This window comes from Nonomuraea sp. NPDC004186, assembly GCF_053603495.1.
Genome location: NZ_JBSGFQ010000005.1, coordinates 109,760 through 131,451 on the forward strand (window position 1 = coordinate 109,760; position 21,692 = coordinate 131,451).

The 21,692-nt window shown below is 69.5% G+C and carries 23 protein-coding genes; 14 read left to right on the plus strand and 9 right to left on the minus strand.

Features of this window, described 5'->3' with window-relative positions:
* The first annotated feature begins 50 nt into the window (after positions 1-50).
* Positions 51-824, plus strand: a complete 774-nt coding sequence (locus ACWEPL_RS05815; protein ID WP_319718892.1) for an ABC transporter ATP-binding protein — start codon at positions 51-53, stop codon at positions 822-824.
* A gap of 352 nt (positions 825-1,176) precedes the next feature.
* Here ACWEPL_RS05815 and ACWEPL_RS05820 read toward each other — a convergent pair whose 3' ends face one another.
* The 4 genes from ACWEPL_RS05820 to ACWEPL_RS05835 all read right to left on the minus strand — a co-directional run bounded on the left by ACWEPL_RS05820 (position 1,177) and on the right by ACWEPL_RS05835 (position 2,571).
* Entirely contained in the window at positions 1,177-1,653 is a 477-nt protein-coding gene (locus ACWEPL_RS05820; RefSeq protein ID WP_452435326.1) for a hypothetical protein, read from the minus strand.
* A complete protein-coding gene (locus tag ACWEPL_RS05825) occupies positions 1,653-1,847 on the minus strand; it encodes a hypothetical protein (RefSeq protein WP_452435327.1) in 195 nt (64 codons plus the stop codon). The genes ACWEPL_RS05820 and ACWEPL_RS05825 overlap by 1 nt, the downstream gene beginning before the upstream one ends.
* Before the next feature lie 316 nt (positions 1,848-2,163).
* On the minus strand, positions 2,164-2,352 hold the full coding sequence (locus tag ACWEPL_RS05830; protein WP_452435328.1) for a hypothetical protein: 189 nt from the start codon (positions 2,350-2,352) through the stop codon (positions 2,164-2,166).
* 96 nt (positions 2,353-2,448) lie between these two features.
* Entirely contained in the window at positions 2,449-2,571 is a 123-nt protein-coding gene (locus tag ACWEPL_RS05835; protein ID WP_449949814.1) for a hypothetical protein, read from the minus strand.
* A 248-nt stretch (positions 2,572-2,819) separates the two neighbouring features.
* On the opposite strand from ACWEPL_RS05835, the gene ACWEPL_RS05840 reads away from it, so the two are divergent.
* From ACWEPL_RS05840 to ACWEPL_RS05855, 4 genes are all read left to right on the plus strand, one after another.
* Positions 2,820-3,281, plus strand: a complete 462-nt coding sequence (locus ACWEPL_RS05840; RefSeq protein ID WP_452435329.1) for a GntR family transcriptional regulator — start codon at positions 2,820-2,822, stop codon at positions 3,279-3,281.
* Positions 3,282-3,462: 181 nt separating this feature from the next.
* Positions 3,463-3,714: a hypothetical protein gene (locus tag ACWEPL_RS05845; protein ID WP_449900295.1), complete on the plus strand. Its 252-nt coding sequence runs from the start codon at positions 3,463-3,465 to the stop codon at positions 3,712-3,714.
* Positions 3,711-5,807, plus strand: coding sequence for a hypothetical protein (locus tag ACWEPL_RS05850; RefSeq protein WP_452435330.1), 2,097 nt, complete (start codon positions 3,711-3,713; stop codon positions 5,805-5,807). Before ACWEPL_RS05845 ends, ACWEPL_RS05850 begins: the two co-directional genes overlap by 4 nt.
* 151 nt (positions 5,808-5,958) lie before the next feature.
* The gene (locus ACWEPL_RS05855) at positions 5,959-6,387 is read left to right on the plus strand and encodes a hypothetical protein (protein WP_449900301.1); all 429 of its coding nucleotides are present in this window, start codon (positions 5,959-5,961) and stop codon (positions 6,385-6,387) included.
* A 394-nt stretch (positions 6,388-6,781) separates the two neighbouring features.
* On the opposite strand, the gene ACWEPL_RS05860 is transcribed toward ACWEPL_RS05855, so the two are convergent.
* Positions 6,782-6,991: a hypothetical protein gene (locus tag ACWEPL_RS05860; protein ID WP_452435331.1), complete on the minus strand. Its 210-nt coding sequence runs from the start codon at positions 6,989-6,991 to the stop codon at positions 6,782-6,784.
* A gap of 271 nt (positions 6,992-7,262) precedes the next feature.
* Between ACWEPL_RS05860 and ACWEPL_RS05865 the strand changes: the two genes are divergently transcribed.
* Positions 7,263-7,469, plus strand: a complete 207-nt coding sequence (locus ACWEPL_RS05865) for a hypothetical protein (protein WP_452435332.1) — start codon at positions 7,263-7,265, stop codon at positions 7,467-7,469.
* A 74-nt stretch (positions 7,470-7,543) separates the two neighbouring features.
* On the plus strand, positions 7,544-8,374 hold the full coding sequence (locus ACWEPL_RS05870; protein ID WP_452435333.1) for a DUF4429 domain-containing protein: 831 nt from the start codon (positions 7,544-7,546) through the stop codon (positions 8,372-8,374).
* Positions 8,375-8,464: 90 nt separating this feature from the next.
* On the opposite strand, the gene ACWEPL_RS05875 is transcribed toward ACWEPL_RS05870, so the two are convergent.
* From ACWEPL_RS05875 to ACWEPL_RS05885, 3 genes are read right to left on the minus strand one after another with little or no spacing between them, the layout of a single operon-like run.
* A complete protein-coding gene (locus ACWEPL_RS05875) occupies positions 8,465-9,994 on the minus strand; it encodes a CocE/NonD family hydrolase (RefSeq protein WP_452435334.1) in 1,530 nt (509 codons plus the stop codon).
* The gene (locus ACWEPL_RS05880; protein WP_452435335.1) at positions 9,991-11,994 is read right to left on the minus strand and encodes a DUF6351 family protein; all 2,004 of its coding nucleotides are present in this window, start codon (positions 11,992-11,994) and stop codon (positions 9,991-9,993) included. The genes ACWEPL_RS05875 and ACWEPL_RS05880 overlap by 4 nt, the downstream gene beginning before the upstream one ends.
* Positions 11,995-12,009: 15 nt before the next feature.
* Positions 12,010-13,314, minus strand: coding sequence for a CitMHS family transporter (locus ACWEPL_RS05885; RefSeq protein WP_350730266.1), 1,305 nt, complete (start codon positions 13,312-13,314; stop codon positions 12,010-12,012).
* Positions 13,315-13,463: 149 nt separating this feature from the next.
* Here ACWEPL_RS05885 and ACWEPL_RS05890 point away from each other — a divergent pair, with 149 nt between their 5' ends.
* The 4 genes from ACWEPL_RS05890 (at position 13,464) to ACWEPL_RS05905 (ending at position 17,356) form a co-directional block, all read left to right on the plus strand.
* The gene (locus ACWEPL_RS05890) at positions 13,464-14,393 is read left to right on the plus strand and encodes a LysR family transcriptional regulator (protein WP_452435336.1); all 930 of its coding nucleotides are present in this window, start codon (positions 13,464-13,466) and stop codon (positions 14,391-14,393) included.
* Between the two features lie 111 nt (positions 14,394-14,504).
* Positions 14,505-15,728 (plus strand): CaiB/BaiF CoA transferase family protein, encoded by a 1,224-nt coding sequence (locus tag ACWEPL_RS05895; RefSeq protein WP_452435337.1) that lies wholly within the window; start codon positions 14,505-14,507, stop codon positions 15,726-15,728.
* Positions 15,718-16,596 (plus strand): HpcH/HpaI aldolase/citrate lyase family protein, encoded by an 879-nt coding sequence (locus ACWEPL_RS05900; protein ID WP_452435338.1) that lies wholly within the window; start codon positions 15,718-15,720, stop codon positions 16,594-16,596. The genes ACWEPL_RS05895 and ACWEPL_RS05900 overlap by 11 nt, the downstream gene beginning before the upstream one ends.
* 31 nt (positions 16,597-16,627) lie before the next feature.
* Positions 16,628-17,356: an SAM-dependent methyltransferase gene (locus ACWEPL_RS05905; RefSeq protein WP_452435339.1), complete on the plus strand. Its 729-nt coding sequence runs from the start codon at positions 16,628-16,630 to the stop codon at positions 17,354-17,356.
* A gap of 43 nt (positions 17,357-17,399) precedes the next feature.
* Here ACWEPL_RS05905 and ACWEPL_RS05910 read toward each other — a convergent pair whose 3' ends face one another.
* Positions 17,400-18,809, minus strand: a complete 1,410-nt coding sequence (locus ACWEPL_RS05910) for a glycoside hydrolase family 6 protein (protein WP_452435340.1) — start codon at positions 18,807-18,809, stop codon at positions 17,400-17,402.
* Positions 18,810-19,106: 297 nt separating this feature from the next.
* Between ACWEPL_RS05910 and ACWEPL_RS05915 the strand changes: the two genes are divergently transcribed.
* From ACWEPL_RS05915 to ACWEPL_RS05925, 3 genes are read left to right on the plus strand one after another with little or no spacing between them, the layout of a single operon-like run.
* On the plus strand, positions 19,107-20,366 hold the full coding sequence (locus ACWEPL_RS05915) for an erythromycin esterase family protein (protein WP_452435341.1): 1,260 nt from the start codon (positions 19,107-19,109) through the stop codon (positions 20,364-20,366).
* Complete coding sequence (locus ACWEPL_RS05920) at positions 20,363-21,073, plus strand: SDR family NAD(P)-dependent oxidoreductase (RefSeq protein ID WP_452435342.1); 711 nt, start codon at positions 20,363-20,365, stop codon at positions 21,071-21,073. The genes ACWEPL_RS05915 and ACWEPL_RS05920 overlap by 4 nt, the downstream gene beginning before the upstream one ends.
* 39 nt (positions 21,074-21,112) lie before the next feature.
* Positions 21,113-21,691, plus strand: coding sequence for a TetR/AcrR family transcriptional regulator (locus tag ACWEPL_RS05925; protein ID WP_452435343.1), 579 nt, complete (start codon positions 21,113-21,115; stop codon positions 21,689-21,691).
* Position 21,692 lies beyond the last annotated feature (1 nt).

Genomic DNA, 21,692 nt, shown 5'->3' on the forward strand with positions numbered 1-21,692 from the left:
GAGTATTTCCGGCTCCGAGTTGTCCATGGTCTCGCCCCTGAGGAACTCCATTGCTCGAGATAGACAACCTCTCCCACGTCTACGGCGGCGGTACCCCCAACGCGCACCACGCCATCGAGGGCCTCAACCTGAGCGTCGCCGCGGGTGAACTGCTGTGCATCGTCGGCCCCTCCGGGGCGGGCAAGTCGACCCTGCTGCGTTCGATCGCCGGGCTGCTCACGCCGACGGGCGGCCAGATCAAGGTCGAGGGCAACCTCGTACGCCAGACGCCGGACAACCTCGCCGTGGTCTTCCAGGACTACAGCCGCTCCCTGTTCCCGTGGATGTCGGTGGCCGACAACGTGGCGCTGCCGCTGCGCCGTAAGAACATGGACAAGCGCCAGCGCCGCGAGGCCGCCCAGGAGGCCTTGGAGTCGGTCGGCCTGGCGGGCGCGGAGCGCAAATACCCGTTCCAGCTGTCGGGGGGCATGCAGCAGCGGGTGGCGATCGCGCGGGCGCTGGCCTACCGTCCGGCCCTGATGCTCATGGACGAGCCCTTCGGCTCGGTCGACGCGCAGACCCGCGAGGACCTGGAGGACCTCGTTCTCAAGGTACGCGGCCACCACCAGATGACGATCGTGCTCATCACGCACGACATCGACGAGAGCGTCTACGTGGGCGACCGCGTGGTGGTCCTGTCCAAGGCCCCGGCCCACGTGGTCGGCGACCTCAAGGTCGAACTGCCCGGGCCGCGCGACCAGATCACGACCCGCGAACACCCGGACTTCGTCCACCTACGCGCCGAGGTCGGCCGCCTGGTCCGCGGCAGCCACGCCACGGTGTAGGCGGGCCTGGCTCCCCCACCCGTTGCCCATCTGGGTGGTGGGCCTGCTGACACCCACCCCGAGCCAAAGGACCTCGCTCCGCTCGGGCTGCCCTTCCTAAGCGCCTTCGGCGCACCCCACGCGCCTTCGGCGCCATCGGGCCCACCCCTTGACCGACAAGGCGGTGGGCCGACTGATGCCCACCCTGCCTGCTGGATCAGGCAGTATCTTGCCCGGCTTCACCGCCGGTGTCGTCCTGCTCGCCGGTCTCGCCATCCTGATCGCGCTCAAGGCGATGGCGCCAGTCACCCGAGGCGCTCATCGACCACCTTTACTTTCGCCCGCAAAACGGACGAGACCCAGGCAAGCAGTTTCACCGACGGCTCCGCACGATCTCATCGATCGCACTCATAAGTTCAGCATCGTCGGCAAGAGGCGGACTGTTCACGTCGCTGCAGCAAGCAGGCTTGGCTTGGCCGCGACCCGCACCGTGGCCTGACCGATCGGGCAGGTTGAAGGCATTTTCAAGGAAGGTGTACGGGTCGGTGCGGTTGTCATGTTTGTCCAGGACCAGGAAGGCGACGGTGTCGATCTCTGGGAAACTCATCACCAACCGCCAGCTCTCGGGAAGCTGAACGACGCAGAATCGGGGCCAGTATCCCGGACCCGAGAGTCGGTAGTGGGCAGCGGCACACCCGCGCTCGGCCGTTTCGCGGTGGACGGCGACAAACGCCTGCCTCACCCTTCGTGACGTCCCGGTGTCGCGGACGGTGGCATCGACCTGTTTGGCCACGATGATGCGGAAACGGGCTGCACGGGGGGACTCGCCGGAACGGCGCGCGCGGCTCATCAACGGAGCAACCTCTCCAGATCGCCCTCGTCGTACTCCACGAAGTCGGGGCTCCCCGCCAGCGTTTCCTGTGCCTGTTGCAGCAGGTCCCGGTCACGGAGCGCAGCGATCACCTTGGCGAGTCTGCGTCCAGGATCGTCCTCGCCGATCTCGCGAAGGACAACCACGACCCGGGCCAGTGAGGTCGCCGTCACACGAGCGACACCCTCGCCAGGAACCGCTTCGAGCACTCCGTGACTCATCCACGAGCGAACAGTGGGAACTGTCACGCCGAGAACTGAGGCCGCCGTGGACAACCGTACAGCGCTCGGCTGCGGCCCACGGTCGTGCCGTTGAGCCATGCGCCGGATCGCCGCGTGAAGAGCCCGATCGGCGGTTCGCCCCTGCGCGAGGGACATGAGGTCAGCCAGATCCTCGACTACGAGCCGAGCCTGCTCATCCTGCACAACCATAGCTCCACCCTACCCCGACTTCTTTCAAAAATAGGCGTGATATTAAAAGTTGCGGCGATCACCGGGCCTCGCCGCGCAGAATCTGCTCGAAGGTGCGCCTGGCGGCAGCGGTCAATGTCCACGAGGTTTCGTGGACGGTTCGCTTGTCGCGGTCGGTACGGCGGACGAAAGCCTGACCGGCGGCGGCGCACAGCTCGTACGTCGTCGGCCGGCATTCGCACGTCCACGAGACGACGCGGATGCGCAAAGCCCGGCGGTCTGGTTGGTACCAGGCCGCTATCAGGTGGCCCGGCTGGGGCGGTGCGGCGTGCGGGCCGTGGAAGTCGGAATCTCGCGCGCCATGTCACCACACCCTTCCTTCGAAGATCTCGACGAGGTTCTTGAGTGCGAGGTCGACACGGGCCATGACGAGTTCGCGGATGTGATCACCGCCCGGAGGTAGCCGGTATCCATGCTTCTCGAGCACGGCATGGATCTCAGCCGCCAAGGGTTCGAATCGTAGATCTGTGGTTGAACCTGCCATGGGCCGGACCTCCGGCATCAGTTCGCGTGGCATTGAACGTCATAGCCACAGTAACAACGCTCGTTCCAGTCAGTACCTAGCTTGTTCTAATCCATCTAAGACAACGACTAGTCCTAGCAAGGGATGTAGTCGCCGATGGTGGCATGTATCGGTACAACTACGATTCCGACGTGCTCAACCCTCGTGGACCCGTGCCGCTCTACAACCAACTCGCCGATGTGCTGCGCAAGCGGATCGACGACGGCGCGCTCCAGCCGGGTGCGCTCGTACCGTCCGAGGCTGACCTCGTGAGCGAGTTCGGCGTCGCGCGGATCACAGCCCGGCGTGCGATCCGAGAGCTACGCGACGCGGGCATCATCTACACGATCAGGGGCGAGGGCTCATATGTTGGGCCAGAGAGCGCGTCGCGCCAGGCAAGGTCAGGGTGGAGATTCCAGACGATCGCTGACGACCTGGCCGCGAGGGTCCGAGCCGGCGACTTCGAGCAGAACGTGCCGCTGCCGTCCGAAACGCAACTCGCGCAGCAATACGACGTGGCCAAGGGCACCGTACGGCGAGCACTGACGCTTCTCCGCGACCAGAGGCTGGTGTACACGGTGCCGGGCCGAGGCACCTACCCAACTCCCCCCGATCCGAAAAGGGGCCTGCCATGACTTGGGTTGATGCGCAGGGTGCCGAGCCGGCTCTGGTCGCGGATATCGGCGCGCTCGGCTGACAGGAATACCGTTTTCGTTCGGCGGCATGACGTCGGGAATGGCGGCGTGGCAAAGTGAATCGGAACGAATTTGAGACTTCGGTGGCACGGCTTGCGTACCACTTCGGTGGGAGGTCTTCATGACTACTCGTGCCGAGTTGATGAACGCGCTGCGCCGTGCGCAGGAATTGTCTGACCAGCACTGGCACACACTGGACCAGCCACTGTCGCAAATGTCGAGCGGGCGGACGTGGACGGGGCCGGTCGCCGATAGATTCGGCGGTGACCTGGCGCAGCAGCGTGCGGAGTTGTGGCGCGGACTTCGCGGGGTCATCGACCATCTCCACGAAACGATCTCCGACCAGACCGTGATGGGGCCGAGAGACGAATGACTTTCTCCTCGATCGACCCCAGAGAAATGCACCAGCTCGGCTCCGGCGTGCAAAATGCCGGAAAAGGTCTGACCGAATGCGCGGCGCAGCTCCGGGCGATTCTGAACGAGGTCGAGCTCACCCACCCGGGAGTGGCGGCGATCGGCCGGATCGGGCAGTGGCTGACCGAGCAGGCCCCCGACCTCTACCGGCGGCGCGATCTCGCGTACGAGGCCGAGAAAGTCGACGTGGACGTGTTCGGCAACCCGCTCGCCGGTGCGGTCGTCCCTGCCGGGATGGCGCAGATCGACGAGTCGAGGATAATCCCGGCCAGGGTACGTGCCGAGGCGGCGCAGGCGGCCCCACTGTTCGCAGCCGCCGCGCGCGGGGATGCGGGCGCGCTGGAAAAGCTCGCCGCCTTCAAGGGGCGACTGTCCGACCCGCAGTTCGCCACCGCCCTCATCGAACAACTCGGCCCGCAGGGTCTCTTGGCGCTTCCCGCCACCATGGGAACGCGGGTACGCAAGGCGCTCGACGCCGATCGCGATTCGGCGGCGGCCATCCGGCGGCAGAATCGCGACGTGCTGTCCATGCTGAGCAAGGCCCTCGCCGCAGCCACCGACCCGACAAAGAACGCGCATCTCAACCGGAAGTTCATGGAGGAGCTGAAGCGGCAAGGGCGCACGGAGATCCCGGCTCCTGACATGGGCGGGCTGACGAACCCTGGATATTGGTCGCTCGGCCAGATCCTCGCGGCGGCGCCGAAAGAGGCGTACAGCGAGTGGTTCATGAGGACCATCGGCCAGGACATGATCCAGTGGGACCGCGACTACCTGAAAGAGCATCGCGTACGGTTCCTGCCGAAGGACACCGACGTCTACAACCTGCCCGCGCCCATCGACACGCGGCCGTTCCAGGATTCCGACATCATCGGCGCCGCCGATCCGATCGCCGCGTTGATGACCGTTGCGAGCACGTCGCGAGAGCGCGCGCAGGCGCTGCTCGACAACAAGGACTTGCTGAAGTACCTGATGAGCGACCGCCGGTCGCAGTGGGAGATGGGCGATCGCGGCGAATCGCTGGGGGATGCCATGGAGGCGGCGATGAAGGGCGCCGACGCCGACTCCAAGCGGCTGGCGGTCATGGCCACGCAAATACTCGCCGACGAGGTCAAGCCGCATGTGTCGTTCAACGACGCCGGAGAGCTCGAGATCAAGAACCCGTCGGAGCTTGATCGGCTCTCCGGCATCCGCGACAACATGGGCCGTATCCTCGCGGAGCACACCGGTGACATCGTCAGCTCGTACTACAAGAACTACGCGCGGGCGAAGGACGGGGAGTTTACGGGCATCGTCGACGGGCGGCCGATCGCCGAATTCAGCCCGCCGGACATCGATCTTGTCCTGCTCGATGTGGCCGCCGATGAGAAGGGGTATCAGGCCCTGCTCTTCGGGCAGATCGCACACATGCGGGGCAGGATCGACCAGGCGATCGCGGCGCACGACAACACTTTCCTGCAAAACGTGATCACGAATGACTCCAAGGCGCTGGGACACCTGCTCGAGGCACGCAAGCTGGCGCTGGTCGGCCGGGGCAAGGAGGCCGACGCCGCGGACGCCGCCTTCCGGAAAATGGTCGAGGAGGGCATCGGCCTCGTCCCCATTCCCTTCGCCGGACAGGTGGGCAAAGTGGGGCTCAAGGCGGCTGACACCATCTACGAGAACTTCGTCAAGGACGGCTACGCGAAGGCCGGAAACTGGCTGGTAGAACAGGCCGGACACGGCGGCGGGAAGACGGCCAAGGCATTCGGCGACATCTCGACGAACGAGAAAACCGTCGAACAGCTATTGAAACAAATGCTCGAATCATCCGCTGTGGCCCACGAATACTATCGGCGTGACGCCCTGGACAAGCAAGTTTTTGTGGTCGGCGATCCACCGCGGGTCAAAGCTCCGCACCTCATGAACCGACAGGAATACGATGCCTTCGCGGACTGGATAGAGGGCCATTCCGGAGTGCCCTCCGATTTTGGCGAAGCGCAACAGAACGTTCTCACAGGCAACCATGAACTCAGGAAGAGCCTCGGCGCTTCTGGGGGAGGGCATGATGGGTAGGCGCCTGGCAGGGTGGCTCTGCCTTGCCTCCGTGCTTGTGCCGATAGCCTCCTGTGCGCCGGACAAGCCCAGCGTCTCGACGGCAACCCCCGCACCCGCACGGCATCCCGTTGCCGACAAGCCCCCCTACGTGTGTCATTTCATTCCTCAAGTGGCGGTGGCCGAGCTGACCGGATACACCGGCCAGTACACGGCGGGACCCAGCAAACGTAGTGCTGTTGGGGACAGCTGTGCGGTCACGAACGACGTGCAGAGCATCCTTGTCACAGGCTACGACCGATCGGCCGACCAGAAGGTCTTGGAGAACTACATCAAGGGCAAGGAAAAAGAAGAGCGAGTGAAGCTCCCTACCGAGCTTGGCATGGGCGAAATGGGCAACGACGAGATCCGTGGCTATCCGTTCCGTGCAGCGGCAGCGTGGTTCAAATGCGGGGACAAGAGCCCGCTCATAAGGATCTACATCAAGAAAAATCCGGCTCGGGACCAGGACCACGACCTCATCCAGCTCATGCAAATAGCTCAGCGACGGTTCGCCGAGATGTTCGACTGCGAACCCGGCGGCCCGCCGCCGGGCAAATGACTTACGGCGACGCCTCAGCTTCGGCGGGATCTTGATCGCAACCCAGCAGGCTCCATCACGGCGTCAGGTGGGCAGACGACATGAACCTGACAAGCCGAGCAGGTCATCCCAGGAACACCGTGCTACTCCCCCGAGATACACGATCCGTAATCGTCTGCGACAGTGATGCGTGACCGTCTGCGTGTCTATGCGCCTAGCGCTTGACGTGGCCGGACAAGCGCGATTCAAGAGGCAAGATCGTCGTTGCCTTGTCGGCCTGTATGCGCCCCGTTATAGCGAGACGGATGAGTAGCCGTACAGCACGTTCGCGTCGTAGACGACTACGAAGGCCATGTTTCAGATGCCTTGCTCTTGCCGAGTATGGCAAGTTGAGTGGAATAAGATGGGATGACCGTTACCCCCGGCCTTCAGCCGCCTGAGCGAGGGTGAAGGCGAGCAGACTCACAGCCTCACGAGGCGCCTCGTCATCGTGCTCGCCCGCGACGTGAATGGTCGTCTGGTCGGGGTATCGCATGAGGTAGTCCTTGATTCGCCGCACGGCGCGACCAGCCATCTCGGCATCGATGGTCCCGGGTTGAACACGCTTGGCCTGGACATCTGCCATCGCGGCACCTCTCAATCGCAGTATCCGAAATAGCCGTCCGTATCGACCTCGTCCACACCCCAGGGGGGCGCGCTCCAGCCCGCTCAGCATCACACCCCCGAGTACGTCCACCAACCGCGGTATCTCGGCCCTCCCAACGGCACTATCGAGCAGTGCTGCCGGTCTTCCCTGACAGCGAGCTGGACGCCCACCGGGAGCGCTACGCGTGGGTGCTGAGTGCCAGCTGTCGGATGGACGGCGTCCACCGGGTGCTGCTGCTGCGGACGGCCGCGTGGAGATCGTCCCGCGCTCCGTACTCGGCGAACTGCTTTTCGGACACCTCCTGCCCACGCCACCCCTGCCGGACGCCCGCACCGTCACCGTGACCCACCTGATCACCGCGCGCAAGCTCGTCAAGGCCAACGCCATCGCCCCCGACGGCTTCCACGTCTCCGCCGAGGACGCCTGCGGTGTGCCGCTCGCCTGCACCCAGGGCTGATCCGCCCCGCTGGTCATGTCCATGGCCCAACTGGCCGAGTGCCGTATGTAGTCTCGATCGCCTAGCCTGTTTTCGTGGATGATGTCCTGGCGGGCCAGGGTTGCGCTTGGGTGTTCGAGGCGGATGCGCTGCGGATAAGGCCCGAAGGTGCCAAGGTCCCCAAACTCGTTTCCGAGCTCGGTGAACGCGTCATCCCCCATGCGGCGATCGCCGAGGTGACGGTGGCGGCCGGTAAGAGGGGCACCGTGGTGCTGCGCGTGGTGCCCAGGCGGGGTGCCGATCCGGTCATGGCCGCGGCGGCCGGGCAGCTCGGGGAGGCGGCCGATCCCTACCGGCTCGTGCTGCCCTCCGGGCGGGAGACGCTCGCCGACTATTACGCGGATGAGTTGCGGGCGGCCATCGGGGAGTCCGGGCCGGTGACGCGGTTCATGGTGGAGGCGCCTTCGGTGCCCCGTTCGTTCAAGGGGTGGGACGGGGCGGCGACGTTCGACGGTGAGGCCATCACGTTCACATGGTTCTGGTCGGGGGCGTCGACCGCCAAATACTCCGCGGGTGACCAGCGGTTCTCGGTCTCGGATCTGGAGAGCGTCGAGTGGCACGCGCCGGAGGGGGCGAGCGGCTGTCTTCGGTTGAGGGTTCGCGGGGGTCAGCCGGATCCCGATCCGAACAAGGATCCGGCCTCTGTCGTCTTCGGGCTCGGATGGGGGGCGACGCACAAGTCCTTGCCCTTCGCGGCCGCTGTCCTCGCGTCGATCCCGGCCCCGGCGGTCCCGGAGGTGCGCCGGGCTCCGTCGGGTGCCGAGGTGGCCGAGCTGATCGCCAAGCTGGGCGACCTGCGGGACGCCGGGCTGCTCTCCGAGGAGGAGTTCCAGGCGAAGAAGGCTGAGCTGTTGTCCCGCATGTGAGTCCGGGTGCGGCCCGGCCCGCACGTGAGTCCGGGTGCGGCCCGGCCCCCATGTGAGCCCGGGTGGGGACGCGCGGGGGCGGGCGACGGGTCAGAGGGTGGTCAGGTGGATGGTTGAGCCGCCGTGGCCGAGCCTCAGCGACACCTGTCCCGCTGGGGCGTCGGAGTCGATCTCCGGGTAGTCGTCGCTGGACACCGTGACGCTGATGCTGTGCCCGGCCGCGACACGATAGTGCGTGGGCCACGTGCGGATGTCCAGGTCGTACGTCTTGCCGGGGCGTACCGGGACCGCGCGCTCGTGGCCGGAGCGGTGGCTCGCCTTCAGCCAGCCCTGGGTGATGCGGGTGGACGTGCCGTCGGGGGCGACGTCCTGCACCACGACCGCGACGTTGCCGCCGGCCGCCGTGAACGAGGCCCGTACCTTGGCCTGGACCTCCCCCGCGAGGACCAGGTCGCGCTGGAGCGGCCCGGTCGCGAACGACAGCCGCTGACCCGGCCCGCCCGCGACCGGCTCGGTGTTGACCTCGAAGGTGCGGGTGGCGGGCCTGCCGGGGTCGGAGGCGAGGGTTCCGTCGGCTCCGAGGCCGAGCCGCACCGGCCGCGTTCCCGCCGGCGGCCAGCTGTCGAACTGCCGCCAGCCCGTGCCGGGCACCTCGTACGAGGTCACCCTGGCGGCGGGCAGCGGGGTGCCGGGGCGGCGCGCCAGCCAGCGGTCCCACCAGGCGAGATAGGCGCCGTTGCCGATGTCGGCGGGCTGCCCGGCCGGCCAGCCGTGCACCCAGGGGCCGGACACCAGCCAGACGTTGCGTTCGCGCGCCTGGAGGTTCTCCACCATGCCCTGGCGGTAGCGGTCGTACCAGCCGGCGATCTCCAGGACGGGGACGTCGAGGTTCTTCCAGCGGGACTTGACGCTGCGCTCGCGCCAGAAGTCGTCATAGAGGGGGTGCTGGGCGTATGTGACGAGGGTGTCGGGGGCGACGGAGCGCTGCCAGTCGCGGATCCTGGCCGAGTAGATGCCGCCCCGGTAGATGGTGTTCTCGTACCAGTCGCTGATGCCGTCCACGGGGATGATGGCGGCCAGGTGGGGTGGCTTGTTGACGGCGACGAGCAGGGACGAGTGCCCGCCGTAGCTGACGCCCGTCTGCCCGATCCGGCCCGTCGACCAGGGCTGGGCGGCCAGCCACTCGATGAGGTCGTAGTTGTCGCGCTGCTCCTGGCCGCTGAAGGGGTCGAGGTAACCGGGCGAGTCGCCTGAGCCCCGGACGTTGCACACGGCCGCGACGTAGCCCCGGGTGACGAAGTACGCGGCGGCCTGGCCCTGGGGGCCGAGCTGGTTGTAGGCGTTGTAGTCGTAGACGATGCCGGGGAAGCGGCCGGGGGCGGGGGTTCCGTCGGCGGTGGCGGGACGGTGCAGGTCGCAGGCCAGGTGGCTGCCGTCGCGCAGGGGTACGGTGACGCGTTCCCGGTGGACGCCGTACTCGGCGGGGCGGTCGTAGGCGAAGAACGGGTCGGGAGGGAGGGATGTGGGAAGAGCGGGTTCGGCGACTGCGGGAAGGGCGGGGCCGCAGGTCAGGGCTAGGGCGGCGGCGGAAAGTGCGGCCATGATCTTGAGGGGTTTCATCTTCCGGTCCTCTGGGGTGAAGAGCGAGGGGTGGGTAAGAGGGGGTGGGAGGACGGAGGGGGGCCGAGGGGGGTGCCGCCGGGGCCGGTGGTGAAGGTGAGCCAGGGCTGTGGCGGCCGGAGGCGGCCCGTGGCCGGGTCCGTCTGGCCGACTCCGGGACGGGAGTAGTCGCACACGCCCGCAGGGAAGGCCGAGCGCAGCCGCGCCCACTGCTCCCCCGTGAACGCGACGCCGTCGTAGTCCCCCCGCCGCAGCGGCTTGAGGCGGCATTTCAGCAGGTCGCTGGTCGGCCCCTCGCCGGCCGCGACCCGGGTGTCGGCCTTGTGCGGGTACGCCTGGTCGCAGGCGGCCTGGTCAGTGACCTTGGCGCCGGAGATCCAGCAGGCGTCCACGGCCTCGGCGGGCCGGTGGCGTACGACCTTGGCGGGCAGCGGGATCGGCCGGCGGTCGGCCTCGACGGCGGCGAGCCAGCGGTCCATGACGTCCAGGGGCGAGCCGTCGCTGCCGTTCGTCCAGAGCACCTGGTTGCGGTGGTGGCCGTTGGCCCGGTCGAGCCGGTTGCGGAGCACGAGGCTGCGCCACGGGTAGTGGTAGTCGTTGTTGTCGGTGCCGCGGACCACGAGGATCGGCACCTGGGCCAGCCCCCGGCCGAAGACGACGCGTCCCGTGCTGTGCGCGATCTCGACGGCCGCGGCGTCGGCCTCGCTCCGCGACGGGGTCCAGGTCATGTCGATGTCGAACCCGCCGACCCGCTGGTTGAGGTCGACGAACTGCTCGGCGCTGATGCGGCCGTCGCGCAGCGCGGTCAGGCCGTACTGGACGCCGACGTTGTCCCACGGCCGCCGGGCGCACGGCACGCCGGCGCACCCCTGCGGACGGGTGCCGTAAATGGAGATCATGAAGTCCTGGAGGGTGCAGCGGACGCCGCCGGGGTTGCGTGCCGGGTCGTAGCTCGCCTCGCCCGCGCAGGACGTGCCGTCGTCGGGCTTCATGTAGTCGGGGGCGCGGCCCGCGGAGGTGGCGCAGACGCCGGTGCCGCCGTGCCCGAAGACGACGGTCCTGTCGTCGGGGTCGCTCCACAGCGGCGAGGCGTCCATGGCGCGGACCAGCGCGGCGCAGTCGCCGAACTCGCGGTAGGCCCCGACGATCTGGTCCGGCCAGTCCTGGGTCGGCAGGAGGCCGTCCAGCAGGCCCGGGTAGGCGTCGGCGACGAGGTACTGCTGGAGCGCCCCGCCCGAGCCGCCGCGGCCGATGGTGTAGCGGATCTCGCCGTACGTCTCGACGACGTGCTCCTTGACCATCATGACGGTCTCGGCGGAGGTGACGTCGTTGCTGTGCAGGGAGTTGTCGGTCATCGTGGACGACGCCACCGCGAACCCCTTGGCGGCCGCCTCCTGCGCCTCCGGCATGCTCAGCCCGCGGGAGACGCCCTGCCGGTAGTGCTGGCCCGTGCCCGCCCCGAACACCCACACCAGCTTGTGGTTCCAGTTCTCCGGCACGAGCACGTCGTAGATCCCGCGGTTGACGGCGCCGCGTTCGAGGGTGGCCTTGACGCCGTTGCCGAGGGTGATCTCGTTGCGGACCGGGGCGGCGTCGCACCGGTCGTTCAGCGCGGGGCCGAGGCCGTTCTCGACCGTCTGGCACTGCCACGGCCGCACCTGCGGGCCCGAGAACACCGGGCCGCCCGGCGGGTGGTCGGTGATGGTCAGCCGCTCGGCCCGTCCTCGCGGCGGCCGGACGGTCAGGACGTTCGCGCCGGGTGAGAGGCCGTCGACCAGCCCGGTCAGCGTGCCGTCCGGCCCGGGCGCGAAGCGGGAGGTGACGTCGGCGCCGTTGAGCTCGACCCGTACCCGTGCGGAGCCGGTGACCCTGACCAGCGCGTCACCTCCCGAGACCAGGTCGGCCCGGTTCGAGAGCACGTGGATGTCGAGATCCGGCTGCGGCGGGGACAGCGGCAGCGCCACCAGCGTCGGTATGAGGGCAAGCTCGCGCCAGGTCATGTCACTCTCCGGGGGTCAGAGGGAGAACGCGCCCGTGAGCAGCGCGACCACGGTCATCACGAGCGTGGTGGCGAAGGCCCACTTGAAGATGAAGCGCTGGTGCTCGCCCAGTTGCACGCCGCTCATCCCGACCAGGATGAACGTGGACGCGGTGAGCGGGCTCAGCGGGAACCCGGTGGTCATCTGGCCGAGGATGGCCGCCCTGGCGACCTCGGCCGGAGCGCCGCCGAAGCCGCTGACGGTCTCGGCGAGCACGGGCAGGACGCCGAAGTAGTAGGCGTCGGGGGTGAAGACCAGGCTGAGCGGCATGCCGGTGAGGGCCACCAGCACGGGCAGGTGCCCGCCGAGGGAGTCGGGGATGACGCTCACGAACGCCGACGCCATGCTGCTGATCATCTTGGTGCCGGTGAGGACGCCGGTGAACACGCCGGCCGCGAAGATCATCGTGGTGACCAGGACGACGCTCTTGCCGTGCTTCTCCAGGAGCTCTTGCTGGCGTTCCCAGGTCGGGTGGTTGACCAGCAGCGCGATCGCGAACCCGACCACGAACAGCACCGGCAGCGGCATCACCTGCAGCACGAGCCCGACCAGCAGGGCGACCGTGAGGACCAGGTTGAAGGCGGTCAGAGCCGGGTGGACGGGCGCCCGCTGGGTGCCGGGGCCCTCGCCGACCAGCCGCTCTTCAGGCATTTCGGGGGTGGAGATCGTGCCGAGGCGGCGGCGCTCCTTGAGCCCGATCAGGTACGACGCCACCAGCACCCACGCGATGCCCGCCGCCATCGCGGGCAGGACCGGCGTGAACACCTGGGAGCTGTCGAGCTTCAGCGCCGCCATCGCGCGGGCGGTGGGCCCGCCCCAGGGGATGAGGTTCATGACTCCGGCGCCCAGGCAGACGACGCCCGACAGGACGAGCGGGCTCATGCCGAGCCGCCGGTAGACCGGCAGCAGCGCCGAGACCGTGATGAGGAACGTCGAGGCGCCGTCTCCGTCGAGGGCCACGCACATGGTCAGTACGGCGGTGCCGACGGCGATGCGGAGCGGATCGCCCTTGGCCACGCGCAGGATGCCGCGGATGAGCGGATCGAAGAGACCGGCGTCGATCATCAGGCTGAAGTACAGGACCGCGAACGCGATCATGATGCCGGTCGGCGCGACCTTGGTCAGCCCGTCGAGGACCATCTTCCCCAGCTCGCCGCCGAAGCCCCCGGCCAGCGCCGCCAGGACCGGGATCAGCACCAGCGCGATCAGGACCGACACGCGCTTGGTCATGGTGAGCAGCAGGAACAGAACGATCGTGGTGAATCCCAGGGCCGCTAGCATCGGTGTTCGCCTTCTTCCTCGCCCGGCTCGCGGGGGGTGACGTGCCGGAGTGTTACGGAAGAGTTTCCGAGCAGGGAAATCTCAGGTCCAGCATCAAAGCAACATTTATCCATGCGTTCTGCGCAAAAGTTCGGGTCTATGCTCGCGCCATGGAGGCGAACCTGCGGCTGCTGGCCGCGTACGCCGCCGTGGCCAGAGCGGCGAGCTTCACGGCGGCGGCGGCCGAGATGCACGTGTCGCAGTCGTCGCTCAGCCGCGCGGTGGCCGAGCTGGAACGGCTGCTCGGCGCGCAGTTGCTGGAGCGCGACACCCGCAACGTGCAGCTGACGGCGGCCGGGGTGGAGACGCTGCGGGTCGCCGAGCAGATCGTGTCCGCGCACCGGTCGGGCATGAAGGAGCTGGAGCGCTACCTGCTCGGCGAGTCGGGCGTGGTGGCCGTGGCCACGCTGCCGTCGGTGGCCGCGGTACTGCTGCCCCGGGTGATCTCCGAGTTCCGGCTGCGGCGGCCGATGGCCGGGTTGCGGATCATGGACGGCCTGGAGCAGGTGGTGCTCGGCCGGGTGCTCTCGGGGGACGCCGACTTCGCGATCTCCACCGTCGGCGCCGCCCCCGAGCAGCTCGAACACCGCCCGCTGATCAAGGACCGCTTCCACGCCGTGCTGCCCGAGGACCACCCGCTCACCGAGCTCCCGGAGATCACCTGGGAGGAGCTGGCCCGGGAGCCGTTCCTCGCGATCGGGCCGGAGTCGAGCGTGCGGCGGCTCACGGACGCGGCGTTCGCGCAGGCCGGGGCGACCCCGACGCTGGCGGCCGAGGCGGGGAGCGTGGCGACGGTGGGCGGGCTGGTGACGGCCGGGCTGGGTGTCTCGGCGATGCCCGCGCTGGTGCTGCCGCTGATGGGGGCGGGGCGGCTGGTCTACCGTCCGCTCGCCGAACCCGTCGTGGACCGCCGGCTGGACGTCGTGGTCAGGGCCCGCCGCACGCTGCCGGTGGCGACGAGCGCGTTCCTGGACCTGCTGGACGGGTTCCGCCGCGAGCTGCGGGACCTGCCCGCGGGCGTCTCCTGGAACCGCGACTGAGGCCACCCCGGGATTCATGCGCAAAGCGCATTGAATGATGGGTTTCTTGTGCTGGACACGCATTTCACCGCCTCGGCAGGATGAAACGGATCGGGAGGCGAAGGAGCGCGGGTGACAGGCACGGGTCAGGAAACGGGCGGAAGCGGCCAGGGGCAGCTGCGCGGGCTGAAGGTGGTGGAGTTCGCGCACGTGGTGGCCGGGCCGATGGCCGGCTCCATGCTCGCCGACCAGGGTGCGGACGTGGTGCACGTGGAGGCCCCCGGCGCCGGCGACGCCGCCCGCGCGATGGGCCCGGTACGGGACGGCGTGCCCCTGTGGTTCAAGGTCGCCGGTCGCAACAAACGTTCGGTCACCCTCGACCTGCACCACGCCGCCGGACGCGAGATCGCCCACCGGCTGGTCGCCTGGGCGGACGTCGTGATCGTCACCCTGCGGGCCGGGCGGCTGCGCGACTGGGAGCTGGACTGGGAGGCCGTGCACCGGCTCAACCCGAAGGCGATCCTGCTCCAGATCTCCGGGTTCGGGGCGACCTCCTCGCGGGCGAACGAGCCGGGCTTCGGCAAGATGGGCGAGGCCAGGAGCGGGGTGGTGCACCTGACCGGGTTCCCCGAGGGGCCGCCCGTGCACACGGGGTTCTCGCACGGGGACGCGGTCACCGGGCTGATGGGCGCGTACGCCGTGCTCGCCGCCCTCCACCGCCGCGCGGGCGACCCCGGCTTCGACGGCGAGTGGATCGACCTGGCCCTCTTCGAGCCCCTCTACCGGCTGATCGAGTGGCAGATCATCGCCTACGACCAGCTCGGCGTCGTACCCGAACGGGCGGGCAACCAGCTCGCCGTCGCGCCCGCCGCGGTGATCAACACCTACCGCTCGGGCGACGGCGAGTGGATCACCGTGACGTCCGCGACCCTCCGCTCGGTACGCAACGTGGCCCGCCTGCTCGGCCTGCCCGACGAGGACTTCGCCACGTCGGCGCAGCAGCACGAGGGCCGGGAGACCCTGGACAAGGGCCTGCGGGAGTGGGTGGCCGCGCGGACCACGGACGAGTGCCTGGCGGAGTTCGCCCGGGCGGAGGTGGTGGCCTCGCGGGTGTTCACCGCCGCCGACATCGCCGCCGACCCGGTCTACGCCGAGCGCGGCGACATCATCACCGTCGACGACGCCGACCTCGGCCCCGTGCGCATGCAGGGCGTGATCCCCCACTTCCACCGGCGGCCAGGGAAGGTCTGGCGCACCGGCCCCGCGCTCGGGCAGGACAACCGCCTCGTCTACCACGAGTGGCTGGGGCTCGCCGAGGAGGAGCTGGCGGAGCTGGAGCAGCACGGTGTCATCTGAGCGTCCCCTGCTCCGTTCCCTGCTCTTCGTCCCCGGCACCAGGACGGAGTGGCTGGCCAAGGCGGAGGCGGCCGGGGCCGACGCGGTCATCCTCGACCTCGAGGACGCGGTCCCCGCCGACGGCAAGTCGCAGGCCCGCCGCGCGGTGGCCGCGGCGGTGGCCGGCTACGCGGGGCACCTGGGCCTGTTCGTCCGTGTCAACCCGCTGGACTGCTGGGCTGGGGCCGAGGAGTTGCGGGCCGTCGCGCACGAGCGGCTCACCGGGGTCGTGCTGCCCAAGGTGAGCGGCCCGGAGGACGTGCGCCTCGCCGACCGGCTGCTCACCTGGTGCGAACGCGAGCGCGGCCTGCCTCGGGGGCACATCGCCCTGGTGCCGCTGCTGGAGACGGCCTCCGGGCTGCGGGCGGCGTACGACGTCGCCATGGCGGCCCCGTCCCGGATCGCCTACCTCGGCGCCGTCACCGCGCCGGGCGGCGACGTCGCCCGCGCCGTCGGCTACCGCTGGACCCCGGAGAGCACGCTCGGCCTGCGCTCCCGCGTGCTCCTCGACGTGCGCGCCGCCGGCATCCCCAACCCGGTCGCGGGCCTGTGGACGAGCATCGGCGACCTGGACGGGCTACGCTCCTTCGCCGAGCAGAACCGCTCGCTCGGCTACGAGGGCATGATGGCCATCCACCCCTCCCACGTCCCCGTCATCAACGCGGCCTTCTCCCCCTCCCCCGACGAGCTGGCCCGCTACGCCCGGCTGATCGCGACGGTGGAGGCGGCCCAGGCCGGCGGGTCGGGAGCGGTGACGTTCGAAGGCGAGATGGTGGACGAGGCCATGGCCGCCACGGCACGGGCCGTCCTCGACCGGTACGGCCCATAAACCGGTTGCGGGCGCCGCGAGACTGAACGGCATGGAACGAACGCTGATCAGCTCCATCGCCCACCGTGACCATCCGATCGCCGCTCCCATCACGCCCGGCAACCTCGACCGCCTGCTGCTCCGGGCCGCGCTGCCGGAGGGGGCCCGCGTCCTCGACCTGGGATGCGGCGAGGGCGAATGGTCGCTCCGCGCGCTCGAACTCGTCCCCACGGCCACGGCCGACGGCGTGGACCTCTCCGCGGAGGCCGTGTCCTCGGCGAGCCGGGCGGCGGCCGCGCGTGGCCTGTCCGACCGGCTGAGGCTGCACGAGATGTCCGCGGCCGAGTTCTCCTCGGAGCAGCCGTACGACCTGGTGCTCTGCGTGGGCTCGACCCACGCGTTCCAGGGGTTGAAGGGCACGATGGACGCGGTCGCCAGGTTCGTCCGGCCGGGCGGGCTGGCGCTGATCGGGGAGGGCTTCTGGGAGCGGACCCCTGCTCCCGAGGTCGTGGAAGCCATCGGCGCGTACCCCGGCCTGGCGGGCACGGTGGCCGCCGCCGAGTCCGAGGGCTGGCTGGCCGTCTACGGCCACGTGAGCACCCTCGCCGAGTGGGACGAGTACGAATGGTCGTGGACCGGCACCCTGGCCCGATGGGCCGCCGCCAACCCGGGCTCCGACGGCGACCAGGCCCTCGCCGTCGCGCGGGAGCACCGCGAGCTGTGGCTCAACGGCTACCGGGAGGCGCTCGGCTTCGTCACCCTCCTGCTCCAGCGGGTATGAGAGAGCGGCCGGGCCTCTCGCCGAGGGGCCCGGCCATCAGGGACTAGCCGTTGATCAGGGCCACGGCCAGGTCGGGGTCGAACTGCCCGGCCGGCTTGGTGGAGGCGTTGCACACGCCGTCGGAGTCACCGGGCACCTTGACCCAGAAGATGTACTCGGCGCCGCTCAACTGCCTGACCGGCGAGGCGCCGAGCTTGCGCCCGGGCGGGTTGCACCAGTTGTCCTCGGGCGTGCTGTCCGAGTAGGGGCCGTTGCCGTTGCGGCTGGTGTCGATCACGTACTTCTTGGCGCCCACGGTGCCCGACAGCTGACCGTTGACCCCGACGGCGTACGTCTCGGAGTCGGTGGTCCAGAAGTAGTTCGACACGTTCACGGAGAAGCCGCGGGTGTTGGCGATGCCCGACTTGACCAGCAGCGGCGCGATGACGTCGGGCGCGAGCCAGGTGGCGTTGGCCGCGTCCAGGTAGACCCACGCGTTGGGGGCCTGGGCCTTCAGCACCTGCGTGGCGTCCAGCAGCATCGCGTACTGGTCCTCGGGGTTCTTGCCGATCTTGGTCACGCACCCGGCGGCGGCGACCGCGTCGGGCTCCAGCACGACGATCGCGTGCCTGGTGCCGATGGCCTTGGCGAACTCGGTGATCCACGCGTGATAGCCGGCCGCGTCGCCCGCGCCGCCGCCCGACTGGTCGGCGCACGCGTCCCGGTTGGGGATGTTGTACGCGACCAGCATCGGCAGCTTGTCCTGAGCCTGCGCCGCGCCGACGTAGGTGTCCACGGCCTGGGTGATGTCGCTGAACCAGCCGCCGAACCACTCGAAGATCGGCTTGTTGGCGATGTTCGCGGAGATGGCCGCGGTCTGGCTCGCGTTCGGATTGGCCGTGACCCACTTGGCCGGGTTGGACTGGTTCCACACGAACAGGGCGGTCGGGCGCGTCGTCTGCGTCTCCATCAGCGACACGTTGTCGAACCGGATCACGGGCGTCCCGCCGGACCCGCCGAGCTGGAACGTCACCTCTGCCGCCGTGTCCGTGCCGGTCGCGGCCGTGAACGGGATGCTGTAGCGCTTGCTCGACGTGGTGAGCTGCACCCCCGTGGCCAGCGACTGGTTGGTGCTGGGCGTGGCCTTGTACTGCACCGTGGCGGTGGCCTTGAAGGCGACGGTGGAGTAGGCGTCGAAGGAGAGGGTGTAGCTCTTGCCCGGGTTCAGGGCGGCGGTGGTGGGGGCGGCCACCATGGCGTCCCAGGGGTTGGCGACGACGGCCTTCACGTCCACCCGCAGCCGCTGGGCGTCGAGCGCGACCGTCGTCTGGCCGATCGCGGCCCAGGGGGCGGTGGAGCTGTCGAAGGTGCCGTTCCCGATGAGCTGGGCGGCGGCTGAGGCGGGCTGGGGGACGACGAGAACTGCTGTCAGGACGGCGGCTAAAGCCGCGGTCTTGCCTGCGATGAATCGCACGTGTGCACCTTTCGGCGGGAGTCGCGGTTGATCATTACCGACCCCGTCTGACAAGGTCAAGAGGCGAAGTATGAACGTACGCACCGGCACCGGCGGTGACGGAGCGTACGTGCCACGGCTCCGCTATGATCGGCCGCATGGTTCCTGGCACCTTGTTTCTCTGATCCGCGTCCGTAAGCGGACATCGCAGCGCCTCCGGCGACCCGTCGGCACGGGTCCGGCCGAGCGCTCTGTTCCGCGTTCTTCGACGCGTTGACCGCCGGCTTCCGGCATCCACCGAGAAACGAGTGCATTTCCATGACTTCCCGTTCCCTGTCAGGGCACACGACTGTCCTCAACACCCTCGACCCGGCCGACCCCGTCCTCGACGACCTCGAGCCGCTGCGCGGCGTGGTCGGTGACGCCCAGGTCGTGGCCGTCGGCGAGGGCGCCCATTTCGTCCGCGAGTTCAACCTCGCCCGTGCGCGGCTGCTGCGCTTCCTCCTCGAACGCTGCGGGTTCACCGACGTGGCATTCGAGCTCGGATCCGCGGACGCCGCCGCCGTCAACGCCTGGCTCGCCGGCGACGGCGACGAGGCCGGCCTCCTCCGGCTTGCCGGGCCCCTGACCCGCGGTGTGTTCGGAGAGCTGCTGCTCTGGCTGCGCCACTACAACCGGAGCAGGTCCCAGCCTGTCCGGATCGTGGGGATCGACCTGCCCAACACCCTCACCCTGCGACCGGACCTCGACCCGGTCGCCGAATACCTGCGGCTGGTCGACCCGGACCTCGACGACTTCGTGCCCGGCGTCCTGCGCGCGACCGACGAGATCACCGGCGGCTCGGCCGCCGTGTCCGCGCCCGCGTGGGGCACTCTCGACCCGGCGTTCCGGGACTCCCTCACGGCGAGCCTGTCCCGGCTGTCGCTGCGACTGCGGGCGCTCGAACCGCTCTACGTCTCCCGCGCCGGCCGGCACCGTTACGACACGGCCCGCCGCCACCTGGATGCCGCCTGCCACACCGACTACATGCTCCGGGCGATGAACGACCTGTTCTCCGGCGCGGGCCTGCCGGGCGACACGTCGGCTCGCGACCACTACATGGCGGCGGCCGTACGGTGGCATCTGGACAGGGCCGGCAACGGCGCGCGAGTCGTGCTGGTGGCCCACAACAACCACATACAGAAGACCCCCGTCACCTTCGGCGGCCACCTGGCCGGCCTGCCGATGGGCCACTACCTGGCACGCGACCTCGGCCCGCGCTACCGCACCGTGGCGCTGACCCACACCGCCGGCCAGGTGCCGGAGATGATCGTCCCCGCCGAGGGCTCCCCTGTCGGGTTCACGCTCGACGTCGTCAGCCTCGACGCCCCGGCTCCCGGGAGCGTCGAAGGGGCCCTCGTCGACGCCGGGCTCGGCGGGGCCGTCACCCTGACCGACCTGCGTACGGGGCCGCCGCTGGACCGCATCCGGTCGCAGAGCGCGACCGTGGACACGCCGCTGCGCCAGGCCTTCGACGCGGTCGTGTGCACTCCCACCGCGACGGCGGACTCGTCGACCATGTTTGGAGCATCTTCATGAACATCACCAACGCCGTCGTCACCGGCGCCGCCGGCGGGATCGGCAGGGCGCTGGCCGCCCGGCTCCGCTCGGACGGGGCACGGGTCGTGCTCGCCGACGTCGACGAGACGGCGCTCGGCGAAGCCGCGGCCGAGCTGGGGGCCGAGGCCGTCCGGACCGACGTCTCCGACGCCGCGCAGATGGAGGCACTGGCCGCCGCCGCCCCGGACGTCGATCTCGTCTGCCTGAACGCGGGCATCGTCGGCCGGGACCTGGGCGCGCCGTGGGAGGTGAGCCCGCAGGACTGGGACCGGGTGTTCGCGGTGAACGTGGGCGGCGTGGTCAACGGACTGCGCGCGTTCGTCCCGCGGCTGCTCGCGTCCGGCCGGCCGGCGCACATCCTGATCACGGCTTCGCTGGCGGGGCTCGTCACGTTCCCGGCCGGTGGCGCGTACGCGGCCTCCAAGCACGCCGTCGTCGCCCTCGCCGAACAGGCGGCGCTGTCGCTGGCCGGCACGCCGATCGGCGTGACGATGCTGTGCCCGGCCCTGGTGCGCACCGGCATGTCGCCCGACGGCGAGGACCCCGCGGACATCGCTGACCAGGCCCTCGCGGCGGTGCGGGCGGGCGCCTTCACCGTGGTGCCGGACGGCTGGCCGGCCGCGATCACGCGGCGCGCCCACTGGCTGGCGACCGGAGCACCTCCGGAGATGCCGGCCGCCGGGTGATTTTGACCTCCGAGTCCAGAAACTGTTAGCGTCGTAGCCATGGGGAGGCCGAAGCAGTTCGATCCGGACGTGGCCGTCGGGCACGCCATGGACGTGTTCTGGCGCAAGGGCTACGCGGCCACCACGCCGCAGGACCTGGTGGACGCGCTCGGCATCGGCAAGGGCAGCCTCTACAACACGTTCGGCAGCAAGCACGCGCTGTTCGAGGCGGCATTGAGCCGCTACCGCGACAGCCAGGCGGCGGCGCTGATCGAGATGCTGGAGGAGCCGGGCCCCGTCAAGGACAGGTTGCGCAGGGCACTGCGCCTCCTGTCCGAGATGGACCTGGCCGACCCCGACCGGCGCGGCTGCATGGCCGTGAACACCGCGGCCGAGCTCGGCCAGTCGGACGAGAGCGCGGCGCAGCTCGTGCGGCGGATGTTCGACCGCACCGAGGACGCCTTCCGCGCGCTGGTCGAGGAGGGCCGGCGCACGGGCGAGATCGCCGCCGACCGGGACGCCCGGGCGGTCGGGAGCCTGCTGCTGAACACCGTCGTCGGCATGCGCCTGCTGGCGCGCGTCGCCGACGGCCCGGACCGCCTCGCCAGAGTGGTCGACGCGGTCGTCGACTCCCTCTGAC